The sequence below is a fragment of the Mixta sp. genome (assembly GCF_024610815.1).
In the GTDB taxonomy this organism is placed as follows: Bacteria; Pseudomonadota; Gammaproteobacteria; order Enterobacterales; family Enterobacteriaceae; genus Mixta; species Mixta calida.
Genome location: NZ_JANION010000096.1, coordinates 1 through 15291, shown reverse-complemented (window position 1 = coordinate 15291; position 15291 = coordinate 1). Strand labels below are relative to the sequence as shown.

Genomic DNA, 15291 nt, shown 5'->3' with positions numbered 1-15291 from the left:
GGAAAGATCAGGCGAGCGGGCGTGTCGAACCGCGCACGACCAGCTCGCCGTGAAAGGTTTGTTCTTCTATGGTCGTCGCTTCGCCTTCAATGCGCTGAATCACACGCTCCAGCGCCGCATAGCCGATCTGCCAGGTCGGCTGTTTCAAAGTGGTGATGCCGTCGCCCGCCAGCTCCGCCCACTCCAGTTCGTCAAAGCCCAGCAAGCCCATTTTGCGGCCCCAGTCCAGATCGAGACGGCGCATAGCGCGCGCCACCTGTAGTGTCAGGGCGCCGTTCGCCACCAGCAGCGCGGCGGGCCGGTCGGCGTGACGGCGGTAAAAATCGAGGATAATGCGATCCATCGCCGCGGCGTCGCTAAGCGCCACCTCGGCGTTTTCGCAGAGCACGCCGGTGTGGCCGGCGCAGCACTGGCGGAACGCCTGCAAACGCTCCAGCCGGGTATTGACCAGCCCAAGCGGCTCACTGAGAAACAGCAACGCGCGGTAGCCGTTCTTCACTAAATGCTCGGTTGCGTCATTGGCGGCCTGCACATTATCCAGCCCGACGACGTCGCAGGAAAAATCAGGAATTTTTCGGTCGATCAGCACCATCGGCAGCAGCGACTGCTGCAAACGGTTGAGCGCCTCTTCGCGCATGCCGACGGCGTTGACCACGATGCCTTCTACCTGATAGCTGCTTAGCAGCTGAAGATAGTGCTGCTCCTGGTCAATCTCATTGTTGGTATTGCAGACCAGCAGGGTAAAGCCGCGCGCGCGGCAGGCGGCTTCGATACCGCACAGCACATCCACTGAATAAGGATTGGTAATATCGGCGATAATCAGGCCAATAAGTCGCGTGCGTCCGCGCTTCAGGCCACGAGCCATCTGGTTGGGCCGGTAGTCAAGCGCGGCGATCGCCTGCTCAATACGCTGTTTCAAATCGGGCGACAGGGCATGATGTTCGCCATTGAGGTAGCGGGAAACGCTGGTTTTGCCGGTTTTTGCTGCTTTGGCAACATCATTGATGGTGGCGCGTGCGGCCTTATGCTTCATGTCTTTCTTTTACTCCGGGATTTCGGTGAGAGACTAACACAGCCAGATGCCGGTGGTTAGCATCGTAGCTGGCTCAGAACAAGCTGGCCGGAAAAAAGGGTGCGGCGTGGCGGTAAAGGGGCAGCGAACTGCCCCGATAAATAAAGCAGATTTATGACAGCGGGCTAAGGGTGATCTCAACGCGACGGTTCTGCGCTTTACCCTCTTCCGTGCTGTTGGAGGCGATCGGGTTATCCGGGCCCATGCCGCCGGTGCGTACGCGAGTGCTGGCGACGCCCTGCAGGATCAGCGCGCTGGCGACGCTGTCGGCGCGCTGCTGCGACAGACGCATGTTCAGCGCGCGCGTACCGGTGCTGTCGGTGTAGCCAATCACGTTAACGGCAGTTTTCGGGTACTCTTTCAGCACCATCGCCACGCCGGTCAGCGTCTGCGCGCCAGCCGGTTTCAGCGTGCTGCTGCTGCTGTCGAACGTTACATTGTTAGGCATGTTCAGGATGATGTTGTCGCCATTGCGCGTGACGCTGACGCCGGTGCCGCGCATTTTTTCACGCAGTTTGGCTTCCTGCACATCCATGTAATAACCCAGGCCGCCGCCCAGCGCCGCGCCTGAAGCCGCGCCGATCAGCGCGCCTTTGCCGCGATCTTTCTTTGAAGAAGAGAGAACCCCAACGCCTGCGCCAACCAGCGCGCCCACGCTGGCGCCGATGCCGGATTTACCCGCTTCAGATTCCCCGGTATAAGGATTGGTGGTACAGCCGGAAAGGGCAATTGTGCCGCTTACTAACAGTGACAGGGCAATAATGCTTTTTTTCATCTTTATATCCTTTAAAAAGCTTCCTACAGGCGCACCCGCACCTGCTGAAGGCGGCAATTATGCCGCGTAAAGATGCAGGAAATATCCAGGAATTTCCTCAGATTTGTAAAGTTCTACGAAGAGGTATTAACGGGATGGCGGAAACAGCCTGTTATGTGGTCATTAACCAGCCCGCACGCCTGCATAAATGAGTAACAAATGGTCGATCCGACAAATTTAAAGCCGCGCTTTTTCAGCGCTTTTGACATTGCCAGCGAAGCGGGCGTCTGCGTTGGCGCTTCGCGTGATTCGATGAAATGACTTACCTGCGGCTGGTTATCGACAAAAGACCAGATAAACTGCGAAAAATCTTCGCCGCTGGCCTGCATCGCCAGATAAGCGCGCGCGTTGGCAATAATCGCGGCGAGTTTCCCTGCATGACGGATCAGGCCGCGGTCCTGCATTAACCGCGCCATATCCGTTTCATCCATCCGGGCCACCTTATGCGGGTCGAAGCCGTGGAAAGCGGCGCGATAGTTTTCGCGCTTTTTCAGCACCGTAATCCATGAAAGACCCGCCTGCTGACCCTCAAGACAGAGCATTTCAAACAGCGCCGCGCCACGCGTTTCGGGCACGCCCCATTCGCAGTCGTGGTAACGCTGATAAAGCGGATCGTCTGATACCCAGTTGCATCGTTGCATTGCGCTTTCCCGTGCTTTCAAATGACTAAAACCGTGATTTTATCATGCTGATGAAGGCGTCAGCTTGATAGTACTAACAGATTCGCGCGTGTCACCACCCTTGCGATTTCATATTTGTGCGCTTTCTTCCAGCACCGACTTTTTTGCGTGCTTAGCCCTTCTTTACAAGGGTTATTGCCTGCCGATGCAGGCGCCATGCCGCCTGCGCCCGGTTTGAAGGCATGAAATGAGAAATATACTGATTGACTGTGCATATAATCAGCACGCTAATCATTTTCAGAGAAATTATATGTCCGACGATATAAAAAAGATTACCGTAAAATTCGCCGCTTTTATGGGCTGCGCGCTCTTTCTGACACTGATGATGGGGTTGGTTTTCATTGATGTAAACTGGATGCGGGATGCGCTGCATGAAACCTCCTTTACCGAGATTTTTCAGGAAGTGATCCTTGGCGGCATCGCGATCTCCTTCTTCTTTTACGCCGTCCGGCAGAGCAGCCTGCGCTACAGCCTGGTGCTTAAAGGCGGCTTTTTCGCCTGTATGCTGATTCGTGAGATGGATTTCTTGTTTGATGAGATTTTTCACGGCGCGTGGGTCTGGTTCGCGCTGGCGGTCGCCATCGTCTGTCTGGCTCTGGCGGCGCGCCATCCGGCGGCGACGCTTTCTGGCCTGGTGAATTTTTTACAGCATCCCAGCTGGAACATGATGGCCGCCGGTCTGTTGACTATCCTTGTCTATTCCCGTCTGTTCGGCATGCACGAGCTGTGGGAAACCCTGATGCTCGACGGCTATAACCGCACGGTAAAAAACATGGCGGAAGAGGGCACCGAACTGCTGGGCTACAGTTTTTGTCTACTCTCCTGCGTGCGCTACCTGTGGGATCTGCGCCATATGAAACAGGATAAACCGGGCATCGCCTGGCAGACGCAGCACTAAGGAAGAGGCGATTCCGGGCGCTAAACTTGATAGACTAGAGGCAATCACGGCTGCTGCGGCGGCCCGTTACGTTTTGCCTGCAATGTAATCCGGGATTTACCATGTCTGTCAAGATCTTAACCTCCACCGTCATTGGCCTTGAGGCGTTTCGCCAGGACCCGATCGGCGCGCTCTCCTCGGCGGAATCGGGCGCGGTCGCCGTGTTCGATAACAACGCGCCGGTGCTGTATGCGGTTTCTCCCGATCGACTGGCGCAGCTGCTGGAGCTGGAGGCGGCGGCAAGACAGCCGCAAAGCGATGTGGCGCTGGATGAACAGCTCTATCATGACGCAGCGGCACAGCCAGCGGCGATGGCCGCGCCAGCGGGCAAATTTATGATGTACGCCGGCTGGCGGCCCGACGCCGATTTTCAGCGTCAGGCCGCCATCTGGGGCATTGCGCTCAGCGAACCGGTAACCCCCGCCGAGCTGGCGTCCTTTATTACCTGGTGGCAGGCTGACGGCCGACCTTTTCATCACGTTCAGTGGCAGCAGAAGCTGGCGCGCAGCGTACAGCAGAGCCGGGCGGCGAACGGCGGACGTGCGCAGCGCGACGTCAACCAGCTGCCTGAACCCGATCAATCGATTCCCGATGGTTTCCGAGGTGAATAATGAAAACGCCCGCTGAGTTATTTAACCGTCTGCACCGGCTGATGCCTGACCATATCAAGCCAAAGTTTCAGAGCGGCGAAGAGCTGCTGGCATGGAATCAGGAGCAGGGGCGGCTGCGCTCAGAGGCGATCGCGCGCGAAAACCGCGCCATGAAGATGCAGCGCATCCTCGGTCGCTCCGGCATCCGAGAGCTGCATATGAACTGCTCGTTCGATAACTACCGCGTGGAAAACGATGGTCAGCGTAAGGCGCTGGAGCAGGCACGCCGCTACGCTGACGAGTTTGACCAGGGCATCGCCAGCTTTGTTTTTTCCGGCCGTCCCGGCACCGGCAAAAACCATCTGGCGGCGGCGATCGGTAACCACCTGATCCTGCGCGGCAAAAGCGTGCTGATCGTCACCGTCGCCGATCTGATGTCGATTATTAAAGGCTCTTTCAGCGGCGGCGACCGCACGGAAGAACATCTGCTGCACGATTTCAGCACTGTCGATCTGCTGGTGATTGATGAGATCGGCATGCAGACCGAATCACGCTATGAAAAAGTGATTATCAACCAGATTGTCGACCGACGTTCCTCCTCGAAGCGTCCTACCGGCATGCTTACTAACCTCAACCATGCGGAAATGGTAAAACTGCTGGGCGAGCGCGTGATGGATCGCATGCGCCTTGGCCAGAGCCTGTGGGTCTCTTTCAACTGGGAAAGCTATCGCGGCCGCGTTATCGGCAACGAATATTGAGCCGCCTCGCGCCTCCGGCAACGGAGGCGTCTGAATCTTTGAATTGTCAGCCCGTTGGTTCGGCAATGAACGGCGCTTTGCCTGGGCGCGGAAGCGCGACATGATGCGCTTCCCGCTTTTACCGCGTCGGCGCTAGTCAATCTCGTTGCGCTTCGCACGGCTTGTACTACCACATTTTCGTCAAGTATTGTAAAACAGAGGCTCACCTGCCAGGTTGCCGCATCGTCTGTGTTCGGTGTCCCTAACAGAACAATATCATCGGGGGCACCTTTCCCGGCGTCGCGATTCTGCGGCCTGTTTCGTTGCTGTTATTGGGATGGTTATGGCTTCTCCTGCTGATTCGCGGGCGGATTCGCTGTTACAGCACCGCTCGTTCGTTGCGTTCTGGCTGGCGCGCACCTGCTCCAGCTTTGGTTTCCAGATGTTATCTATCATTGTCGGCTGGCAGATTTACGCCATCACCGGCAAAGCGTTCTATCTCGGCCTGATCGGGCTGGTGCAGTTCCTTCCTTCCGTGACGCTGGCGCTCTGGGCGGGCCACATCGCCGACCAACGCGATCGCCGCCGCATCGTCTTCTTTTCTCAGCTGATTGAATGGCTGGCTATCGTAGCGCTGACGGCGCTGACGCTGCTGCACCACAGCGAGGTCTGGACCATTCTGGGGCTGGTGTTCGTGCTGTCGGTGGCGAAAGTGATGGAGGCGCCGGCGATGCAGTCGATGCTGCCTGCGCTGGTGCCGCCGCGTCTGCTGGCGCGCGCCACCGCCGCCAGTGCCGTCGGCGGCCAGGCGGCAATGATCATGGGACCGGCGCTGGGCGGCCTGCTCTATGTGGCGGGCGCTTCAGTGGTCTATATGGTCACCGCCCTGCTCTACCTGATCTCCATTGTGATGGTCAGCCGCCTGCGCTATGAACAGGCGCAGCCGCCGCGCACGCCCGCCACGCTCTCAACGCTGTTCGCCGGCGTACGCTTTATTCGCGAACGTCCCGACGTGCTGGGCGTGATTTCGCTCGATCTCTTCGCCGTGCTGCTGGGCGGCGCAACCGCGCTGCTGCCGATTTATGCGCAGGATATTCTGCACACCGGGCCGCTTGGTCTGGGGCTGCTGCGCGCGGCGCCGGCGGTCGGCGCGCTGCTGGTCGGCTTCTGGCTGAGCCATCGTTCGCTGGAGCGCCACGTCGGCATGATTATGTTTATCTCCGTCGCCGGTTTCGGCGCGGCGACGCTGGTGTTCGCGCTTTCATCGCAGCTTTGGCTGTCGATGCTGGCGCTGTTCGCCACCGGCGGCTTCGATATGGTCAGCATGGTCATTCGCGGCGCGCTGGTGCAGCTGGATACGCCTGACGAGATGCGCGGGCGCGTTAATGCGGTGAACTCGATATTTATCAATACCTCCAACCAGCTGGGCGAATTTGAATCGGGCATGCTCGCCGCCTGGCTGGGCGCGGTGCCGGCGGCGGCTATCGGCGGCATCGGCACGCTGGTGGTGGTCGGGCTGTGGATGCACTGGTTCCCCGGGCTGCGCCGTCGTCAGCGCCTCGAAAACGAGGTGGCCTGATGATTGTTCGTCCCCATCAGCACTGGTTTTTCCGTCTCTTTGTCTGGCACGGCTCGGTGCTGCCGGATATTTTGTTCCGCCTGAGTTTGAACCTGGTGATGTCGGTTATCGCGGTTATCTGCTTTCAGTGGTATGAACAGCTCGGCGTTCATCTGACGACCGCGCCTTTCAGCCTGCTGGGCATCGCCATCGCCATTTTCCTCGGCTTTCGCAATAACGCCAGCTATGCGCGCTACACCGAGGCGCGTCAGCTATGGGGCGCGCTGCTGATCGCTCAGCGCTCGCTGCTGCGCCAGATAAAAAGCGTGCTGACCGATGAGGCGGAGATTCAGCAGTTCGGCCAGATGCTGATCGCCTTCGCCTGGAGCATGAAGCACCAGCTGCGGCATACCGACGGGCGGGATGATTTGCGTCGACTGATGCCCGCGCGTTACCTGGCGCAGGTGGAGAACAGCCCGCAGCCCACCAACCGGCTGCTGCTCTGCATGGGCGACTGGCTGGGCGAGCAGCGCCGGGCCGGACGCCTGAGCGACGTGCTTTACAGCAGCATCGACGCCAACCTGAACCGGCTGTCGGACGTGCTGGGCGGCTGCGATCGCATCGCTAACACGCCGATTCCCTTCGCCTACACGCTGATTCTGCACCGGACGGTCTATCTGTTCTGTACGCTGCTGCCGTTTGCGCTGGTGGCCGATCTGCACTATCTGACGCCGCTGGTGTCGGTATTTATCTCTTACACCTTTCTGTCGCTGGAGTCGCTGGCGGAGGAGCTGGAAGATCCCTTCGGCAGTTCGCCGAACGATTTGCCGCTGAACGCGTTATGCAACGGCATTGAAATTATCCTGTGCGAGATGCTCGATCGCCCCGGCCCGGAAAAAATGCGCCCGGACGGCAACTGTATGCTGAACTGAGCGCCGTGCCGCCGGCCACCCACCGTCGGCGGTCATTTGCCGCGCAAAACAGGTCGCTCAGCCGCTTTTTTGTTCACAAACATTAAATAAATTTAACTTTAACGTTGCGCCGTTACCCGGTTCGGGTCGTTAAGCTTGCTTGTTAGTACCGTACGTTACCGTATTTTCATAGGGGCTAATTCAGAAAAAGTGGTTTGGTTTCATCAATTTTTGTAAATTAACTAAATCAGCCCTTAACCTTGCCGATAGCTGCCATATCGTTCGTTATTTTTTCATAAGGGTGAGCTATGGGCAGTCTGACGTCGTGGATGGCAGGTTTCAATAATTTAAGCGTGGGTAAAAAGCTCACCTCAGGCTTTATATTGGTGCTGTTGATCAGCCTGGTGATTGCCGGCGCCGGAATTCGCGGCCTTTCCACGATCGGGGAGAATGTGCAAAAGCAACAGCTGGTCGTGCAGATGGTGCAGCAGCTAAATCAGGCGCGTCTTAACCGCACGCTTTTGCAGTTCACCGGCGAAAGCCGCTATGGCGAACAGAATACAAAAGCGTTACAGCAGTTTGAACAGCTAAGCGAAGCGCTTAACCAGATGGGCTGGGATCCTGAAGGCAGATCGCGGCTTGAAAGCATTAAACAGACGCTGGCTTATTACCTGACGGAAAAAACGCGCTTTGTCGCTTTCATCAACCAGCGTAGCGAACAGTTGAAAGCAATGGAGCTGGATACGCTGGCGGACTACGACCGCAAAAGCGAGACACTGAGTCGTCAGGCCGTGGATGCGGGGCAAGCGCTGGCGGCTTCCCGCCTGGACGCCGCTATTCAGCGCGTGATGAAGCTGTGGCCCGATTTTATCACCCAGCCGAACGATGCGCGTAAAGCGGCGATAGCGGCAGCGCTGAGCGCGGTGGCGGAACAGGGCGAACTGTTAAAAAACAGCGTGCCGGGCCTCGAAACGGGCTGGGTCGCAGGCGTTTCGCTGGAGGCTGGGCGCCTGAACGCAACGCTGGATAACTACCATACCCTCTTTACGCATCACGAAAGTCAGTCCGGCGTGCTGACCAGCGCGGCGGAAAAACTCAACGCGGCGGTAAATGCGCTCTATCAGTTCCAGACCGAACAGGCGACGCTTACCATTACCAAAGCGAGTTTTGTCATGTATATCGCCGTCGCGCTTGGCGTGCTGGTCGGGCTGCTGATCGCCTGGCGCATTACGCGCAATATTACGCAGCCGTTGCGGGAGACGCTGCTGGTCGCCGATAAAATCGCCTCTGGCGATCTGACCGCGCGCATCGATACGCAGCGAGGCGATGAGCCAGGACTGCTGATGCAGGCAGTGGGGCGCATGAACCAGAACCTGCAAGAGATCATTCTTCAGGTGCGTCAGGGCGTGGACAACGTGGCGCGCGCCTCGGCGGAAATCGCCGCAGGCAATATTGATCTCTCCTCGCGCACCGAGCAGCAGTCTGCGGCAGTGGTGGAAACCGCCGCCAGCATGGAACAGCTGACGTCTACCGTGAAGCAGAACGCCGACAACGCACACCAGGCCAGCAGACTGGCCCAGGAAGCCTCCCATAACGCCGGACGCGGCGGTGAAATCGTGCAGGACGTGGTGGTGACAATGGAAGATATCAGCGCCAGTTCGCGTAAAATCGCCGATATTATCAACGTAATCAACGGAATTGCCTTCCAGACTAATATCCTGGCGCTGAACGCGGCGGTGGAAGCGGCGCGCGCTGGCGAACAGGGGCGCGGCTTTGCGGTGGTGGCGGGCGAGGTGCGCAGCCTGGCGCAGCGTAGCGCTACGGCGGCGCGTGAAATTGAAACGCTGATCAAAGAAGCGGGACAAAAGGTGGATAACGGTTCACGACTGGTCAGCAGTGCCGGGCAGGCGATGAACGATATCGTGCGGTCCGTCTCGCAGGTGAGCGGCATTATGAACGAGATCGCCAGCGCTTCTGAGGAGCAGAGCCGCGGCATTCTGCAAATCGGCCAGGCGATGACCGAGATGGATACGACTACGCAGCAGAACGCCGCGCTGGTCGAGGAATCTTCTGCCGCCGCCTCGTCGCTGGAAGATCAGGCAAGGCAGCTGGAGCAGACGGTTGCGGTGTTCAAAACCGCGCCGCAGGGCGTTGAGCGCAGCCCGGCCGTTAGCGCGCCGCGTTCGCGCGTGCTGGCGCCGACGCCGGTCGCCGCGTCCGGCTCGCAGGGCGGCTGGGAACAGTTCTGATCGCGAAAGCCTGAGCAGACAAGATAAAAACCCGGCGGCGACGCCGGGTTTTCTGTTTCTACGTGATGCTTGCCCGCTTTCCTTATTGCTGGCGGGCTGCGCCTGGCTGACGTTGCGCTGGCAGAGGCATTAACCCTTACGCCTGGCCGCCGAACCGGTGGCCGTGGTGATTTTTACGCTTGCCCGCCGCGTTCTTGCATTAGTCGTTGGCCACCGCCTGCGCCAGCGCGTCGGGCTGCATCGGCGCTACCGCCTGCACCAGCGAATCACGGGTGATTTCCGCAATCGAGCGCGCGCCGGTCAGCGTCATCGCCACGCGCATCTCTTTTTCAAACAGGTTCAACAGATTGGTCACGCCCGCTTCGCCCGCCGCCGCCAGCGCGTAGAGAAACGCGCGCCCCAGCAGCACCGTATCCGCGCCCAGCGCGATCATGCGTACCACGTCCAGCCCGCTGCGCACGCCGCCGTCCGCCAGAATCGCCAGATCGCCCTTTACCGCGTCGGCGATGGCGGGCAGCGCGCGCGCCGACGAGAGCACGCCGTCCAGCTGGCGGCCGCCGTGGTTAGAGACCACAATGCCGTCCGCGCCGAAACGCACCGCGTCGCGCGCATCCTCCGGGTCGAGAATGCCTTTGATGATCATCGGCCCTTTCCAGAAGTCGCGAATCCACTCCAAATCGCTCCACGAGATCGACGGGTCGAAGTTATTGCCCAGCCAGCCGATGTAATCTTCCAGGTGAGTCGGCTCGCCGCGATAAGCGGAGATATTGCCGAGATCGTGCGGACGGCCATGAATGCCGACGTCCCACGCCCACTGCGGATAGAACGCCGACTGGATATAGCGGCGCATCGCCGCGTTCGGGCCGCTCATGCCGGAGTGCGCGTCGCGGTAGCGCGCCCCCGGCACCGGCATATCGACGGTGAACACCAGCGTCGAGCAGCCTGCCGCCTGTGCCCGCTCCAGCACGTTACGCATAAAGCCGCGGTCGCGCAGCACGTAGAGTTGGAACCACATCGGGCGCTGCATCGCCGGCGCCACTTCTTCAATCGGGCAGAGCGACACGGTGGAGAGGGTAAAAGGAATACCTTTTTTATCCGCCGCACGTGCCGCCTGCACCTCGCCCCGGCGCGCGTACATGCCGCACAATCCCACCGGCGCCAGCGCCACCGGCATCGACAGCGTTTCGCCGAACAGCTGCGTCTCCAGGCTCAGCGAAGACATATTGCGCAGAATGCGCTGGCGCAGCGCGATTTGCGCCAGATCTTCGCTGTTGCGTTTCAGGGTGTACTCGTCATAGGCGCCGCCGTCGGCGTAGTGAAACAGAAACGGCGGCACTTTGGCTTTCGCTGCGGCTCGGTAATCTTTTGCTGATGAGATAATCACGGTCTTCCTCGCTTACGCTTTACTGTCTGGAATGCGCAGACTGCGCGCCCGTCGTGCCTCTTCCTCATGCAGGTTGCGCATGGTGGCGTCGACAAATTCAAGGTGGTGGATGGTGGCGCTGCGCGCCCGTTCGGCGTCGCCCGCGATAATCGCCTGACACATCGCCTGATGCTGCACCGCCAGCTGCTGAAAAATCTCCGGCGCGGTGTACATCCGCTGGCGGCTCTGCATCACCGACGACTGCAACAGATCGAACAGGCCGCGCATCGCCTGTAACAGCACCAGATTGTGGGCGGCTTCGGCGATCGCCAGATGGAAGCGCACGTCGGAATGCGCCGCCAGGTCAGGGTCGTCGCGGTCGCTGACCTGCAGCATCATCTGATAGCAGCGCTCGATATGCGCTTTGTCTTCCGCCGTGGCGCGGCGCGCGGCGTGCCAGGCGGTGCTGGCTTCAATGGCGATGCGCGCCTCCAGTACGTCATAACGGTAGCCGGGATCGTCCGCCAGCAGCGTGCTGAGCGGCATCACCAGCCGCGCTGCCGACCAGTCCGCCGCACGTTCGGCGATAAAATTGCCGCCGCCGCGTCGGCTGACCAGCACGCCTTCGCTGATCAGCTTTTGCAGCGCCTCGCGCAGCGACGATCGGGAAACCATCAGCTGCTGTGCCAGCTGGCGCTCTGCCGGCAGCCGTTCGCCGGGCTGAAGCCGCTGCTGGTCGATAAACGCTCGCAGGCGTTCCGCCAGGCTCTCGGCCAGACGTCGTTCTTCATGCATTACGGGATCATCCACGGGAATACCCAGGCCTGTAATGAGGTGATAATCCCCACGATACAGGTGAAAATCAGGCTGTGTTTAACGGTAAAGCGGAACAGGTCGGCCTCTTTGCCGACCAGCCCCACCGCGGCGCAGGCGATGGCGATCGACTGCGGAGAAATCATTTTGCCGGTGACGCCACCGGTGGTGTTGGCGGCGACCAGCAACACCTCCGGCACGCCGATCTGCTGCGCGGTGGTCGCCTGCAAGGCGGCGAACAGGGCGTTTGAGGAGGTATCGGAGCCGGTCAGGAACACGCCGAGCCAGCCAAGAAACGGCGAAAAGAAGGTAAAGGCGTTGCCGGTGTGGGCGAGCGCCAGCGCCAGCGTGGTGGAAAGGCCCGAATAGTTGGAGACGAAGGCGAACGCCAGCACCGCGCCGATGGAGTAGATCGGCAGCGCCAGTTCGCGCAGGGTTTCGCCAAAGGCGCTTAGCGCCTGAGCGGGCCGCATGCGCAGCCAGATTACCGACAGCAGCGCGGCGATAAAAATCGCGGTGCCGGTGGCGGAGAACCCGTCGAGCTTATAGATGGCGGCATACGGCGTGGCGGCGGCGACCACCGGCGGCATCTTGATCACCTGCTGATGCAGGAACGGCACGGCGAACGAGAACACCCAGTCGTAAAGCGCGCCGCCGGGGGCGAACAGCGCCTTAAACGGCGGGATGCTCCACAGGGTGACGGTCAGGGTTAAAAACAGAAACGGCATCCAGGCGCGGATAACCTGCGCCGTGCTGTAGCGGGTAACCCGGCTTGCTTCGCCGTTAGCGCCCTCCTGGGTGTCGAAGCGGAAAATACGCGCTGGCTTCCAGACGCGCAGAAACAGCGTCAGGCAGAGCAGAGAGACCAGCGCGGAGATCACGTCCGGCAGCTCCGGGCCGAGGAAGTTGGAGGTCAGATACTGCGCGATGGCGAAAGAGCCGCCGGAAACCACTACCGCAGGCCAGGTCTCTTTCACCCCACGCCAGCCGTCCATGATCGCCATAACCCAGAACAGTACGATCATCGTCAGAAACGGCAGCTGACGTCCCGCCATCTGGCTGATCGCCATCGCATCCACGCCGGTGACCTGCCCGGCGACGATAATCGGAATCCCCATGGCGCCAAAGGCGACCGGCGCAGTATTCACAATCAGGCAGAGCCCGGCGGCGTAGACCGGCTTAAAGCCCAGACCGACCAGCAGCGCGGCGGTGATCGCCACCGGCGCGCCGAAGCCCGCCGCGCCTTCCAGAAACGATCCAAAAGCGAAGCCGACGATCAACATTTGCAGGCGCTGATCCTCGGTAATCGACAAAATCGAGTTGCGAATAATGTCGAACTGGCCGGTTTTCACCGTAATTTTGTAGACGAATACCGCGGCGACAATAATCCAGGCAATGGGCCACAGCCCATAGAAGAAACCATAAACGGCAGAAGCGAGCGCCTGGTCGACGGGCATACGGTAAAACAGCAGCGCCACGGCCAGCGCGATCAGCACTGTAATGGTGCCTGCGAGATAGCCTTTCAGCCGCAGCTTCGTCAGCGCGAAAAAGAAAAAGATAATGGGAAGCGCGGCAATCAGGCTCGACAGCCAGATATTATCGAGCGGATCGTAAAGTTGCTGCCAGTTTTGCATGATCCTGATTCTCCAGAAGGGGCCTGCCTTCAGGCGGCAGAGATCGACAGCGCCGCAGTCAGACAGCACGCAGCCGTAAGGCTGGTCAGACCAAAAGGAATATAAATGTTAAATAATTGTTTATCTGGTGCGGGGGCGAATGCAATATTTCGCTAAATCTTTCATTTGAGGCTGGAAGATTTGTCACAAATCAGCGGGTTTGGTCGGACCAATTTGGGCGGGAGATGCGCGCGCAGCGGCAAGCTAAAACTGGAGACGGCAGAACGGATCGCAGCGCAGCAATAGCGTCGCGGCGGCCGCGAAAAAAAAGCTTTCTGTTAAGAAAGCCGGCAAATTACATCAGAGAGAAGGATGCTTTGTTTATATAGTAATATTGTAAGCGCGCGTGGAGCCGTTATTATCCGACTGCCCGCCCGCGGTATACAGGCCTGGCGCCGCCGCCGTTTTATCTATCGCGCGGATTAAATTGCGCGCTCTTTGCATATGCATTTCCAGCAGCTGGCTGGTTTGCTGATTCATCTCGCTGGCTCTTTTAATCGTCGGCACCATGTCGTTCCAGAACGCGGCCAGCGTCGGCTGCTGCGGATAGGGCGCGAACAGTTGCAAAGAATCTTCCTGCTGTTTTCGCTGCTCGTCATAATACGCGACGGTCGACAGCAGGCGGCTTTTCATATCGGAAATGCGCTGAAGCGAAACCGGATTAATCTGCGCGCCGCTGAGCTGTTTTACCTCTTCCACCAGCACGACATCCAGTTCGTTTAGCGTTTCCTGCAATTTATTTAAGGTGGCCTGTAAAGTGTCCATGCTCGCTTTTATTACCAATCTTCAAGGATATTCTGCAACAGCGACTCAGCAATTTTATCGTAATCCATATGCAGTTCGCCGTTGCGGATCGCCTGTTTAATCTGCTCGACGCGCACGCTGTCCACGTCCTGAGAGTCGTCTTGTTTAATATGCTGCGTTAAAGCGCTGAGTTTAACGTCGGTGCCCTGCTGCGACGCCGGGGTAGATTTTGTTGCGCTGTCCGCCAGGTTGCGTTGAGTGAGCTTCACTTCCTGCTGAATTTGGGCGGGCGTAACAGGTTGCGTTTTCAGCGTTTGGTTAATGCTCATTATTTGTTCTCCGAAACCTGTATGTTGGTTATCTTGCCGTTATTATCAATATCGGTATTTTCCCGGATAACTAAAGATGAAACTACAAATTTATCCGTACGCTGCCGTCTTTATTCACACTGCCGCTGACCAACTGGCCCGTTTTCATGCGCACCCGCACCGCTTCATCCACTGCGGCATTATCCAGCGCTTTGCCTTTGGCATAGATATGAAAGCCATCGCCCCAGGCAATCACGTCCACTTCCTCGCCGCGGCTGACGCGCCAGCTTTTGCGCAGCTGATTTTGCGTCAGCGGCTGTCCGGCGCGCACCGCGCGGGTGAGTACCGCGCCTTCGATACTTCCCAATTGCGTCATCACATCGCCCGGCAGGTTAGCCAGCGAACCGCTGCGCGGCACAATATCCTGCGTATTCAACATGCTGCCCGCTTTGAGGTCGCGCGCCGCTACCCACCAACGGCCCTCTGCTTCCACCCTGATCTGGATAAAATGCTTTTTATTGCCGCACTGCGCCACCACCGTTCTGTTGCCGGTAAGACGCTGGGCGCCGCTCAGGGAGAGACGCGGCTCGTCGCACAGCGCCATGCGCTTTTCTGCCGTAGAGAGCAATGTTGCCCGACGCACCACGCCGGTTTCGCGGCTGTCGCCGTTTAATAAGGCGTTAATTTTCTGGATCAATGAATCATTATCAATCTGTGCTGACGTGGTAAAAGGAATGAAAAATAAAAGTAATAATATTTTCCACCAGCGGTAAAATAATTTTTTCATGCTAATCCGAATCGGTAGCTATAATAAAGAATAAGATGATTCATACATCCTGAAG

At 58.7% G+C, this 15291-nt stretch carries 15 protein-coding genes; 6 read left to right on the top strand and 9 right to left on the bottom strand.

Annotated features, from left to right (window positions below; genetic code table 11):
• Nucleotides 1-7 precede the first annotated feature (7 nt).
• The 3 genes from MYY08_RS06270 to MYY08_RS06260 form a co-directional block, all read right to left on the bottom strand.
• A complete protein-coding gene (locus MYY08_RS06270) occupies nt 8-1033 on the bottom strand; it encodes a LacI family DNA-binding transcriptional regulator (RefSeq protein WP_038629367.1) in 1026 nt (341 codons plus the stop codon).
• 151 nt (nt 1034-1184) lie between these two features.
• The gene (locus MYY08_RS06265; protein WP_038629369.1) at nt 1185-1847 is read right to left on the bottom strand and encodes an OmpA family lipoprotein; all 663 of its coding nucleotides are present in this window, start codon (nt 1845-1847) and stop codon (nt 1185-1187) included.
• Nucleotides 1848-1960: 113 nt separating this feature from the next.
• On the bottom strand, nt 1961-2527 hold the full coding sequence (locus tag MYY08_RS06260) for a DNA-3-methyladenine glycosylase I (RefSeq protein ID WP_038629371.1): 567 nt from the start codon (nt 2525-2527) through the stop codon (nt 1961-1963).
• Between the two features lie 289 nt (nt 2528-2816).
• Here MYY08_RS06260 and MYY08_RS06255 point away from each other — a divergent pair, with 289 nt between their 5' ends.
• From MYY08_RS06255 to MYY08_RS06230, 6 genes are all read left to right on the top strand, one after another.
• Entirely contained in the window at nt 2817-3464 is a 648-nt protein-coding gene (locus MYY08_RS06255) for a hypothetical protein (RefSeq protein ID WP_038629373.1), read from the top strand.
• A 101-nt stretch (nt 3465-3565) separates the two neighbouring features.
• Nucleotides 3566-4114, top strand: coding sequence for a primosomal protein DnaT (gene dnaT, locus MYY08_RS06250; RefSeq protein WP_038629375.1), 549 nt, complete (start codon nt 3566-3568; stop codon nt 4112-4114).
• A complete protein-coding gene (gene dnaC / locus MYY08_RS06245) occupies nt 4114-4851 on the top strand; it encodes a replicative helicase loader DnaC (protein ID WP_038629379.1) in 738 nt (245 codons plus the stop codon). Before dnaT ends, dnaC begins: the two co-directional genes overlap by 1 nt.
• Nucleotides 4852-5173: 322 nt before the next feature.
• Entirely contained in the window at nt 5174-6409 is a 1236-nt protein-coding gene (locus MYY08_RS06240) for an MFS transporter (RefSeq protein ID WP_038629381.1), read from the top strand.
• Nucleotides 6409-7320, top strand: coding sequence for a bestrophin family protein (locus MYY08_RS06235; protein ID WP_038629382.1), 912 nt, complete (start codon nt 6409-6411; stop codon nt 7318-7320). The genes MYY08_RS06240 and MYY08_RS06235 overlap by 1 nt, the downstream gene beginning before the upstream one ends.
• A 287-nt stretch (nt 7321-7607) precedes the next feature.
• Entirely contained in the window at nt 7608-9548 is a 1941-nt protein-coding gene (locus MYY08_RS06230) for a methyl-accepting chemotaxis protein (RefSeq protein ID WP_288013833.1), read from the top strand.
• A 199-nt stretch (nt 9549-9747) separates the two neighbouring features.
• Here the strand turns inward: MYY08_RS06230 and lldD are convergent, their stop codons facing one another.
• The 6 genes from lldD to flgA form a co-directional block, all read right to left on the bottom strand.
• Nucleotides 9748-10932: an FMN-dependent L-lactate dehydrogenase LldD gene (lldD, locus tag MYY08_RS06225; RefSeq protein WP_038629383.1), complete on the bottom strand. Its 1185-nt coding sequence runs from the start codon at nt 10930-10932 to the stop codon at nt 9748-9750.
• Nucleotides 10933-10944: 12 nt separating this feature from the next.
• Nucleotides 10945-11706 carry a transcriptional regulator LldR gene (gene lldR / locus MYY08_RS06220; RefSeq protein WP_038629384.1) on the bottom strand — a complete coding sequence of 254 codons (762 nt, stop codon included), beginning with the start codon at nt 11704-11706 and terminating at the stop codon, nt 10945-10947.
• A complete protein-coding gene (lldP, locus tag MYY08_RS06215; protein WP_038629386.1) occupies nt 11706-13358 on the bottom strand; it encodes an L-lactate permease in 1653 nt (550 codons plus the stop codon). Before lldP ends, lldR begins: the two co-directional genes overlap by 1 nt.
• Before the next feature lie 360 nt (nt 13359-13718).
• On the bottom strand, nt 13719-14162 hold the full coding sequence (locus MYY08_RS06210) for a flagella synthesis protein FlgN (protein WP_038629389.1): 444 nt from the start codon (nt 14160-14162) through the stop codon (nt 13719-13721).
• Between the two features lie 11 nt (nt 14163-14173).
• Nucleotides 14174-14470 carry a flagellar biosynthesis anti-sigma factor FlgM gene (flgM, locus tag MYY08_RS06205; RefSeq protein ID WP_038629392.1) on the bottom strand — a complete coding sequence of 99 codons (297 nt, stop codon included), beginning with the start codon at nt 14468-14470 and terminating at the stop codon, nt 14174-14176.
• An 82-nt stretch (nt 14471-14552) separates the two neighbouring features.
• Complete coding sequence (gene flgA / locus MYY08_RS06200; protein WP_190296311.1) at nt 14553-15146, bottom strand: flagellar basal body P-ring formation chaperone FlgA; 594 nt, start codon at nt 15144-15146, stop codon at nt 14553-14555.
• Nucleotides 15147-15291 lie beyond the last annotated feature (145 nt).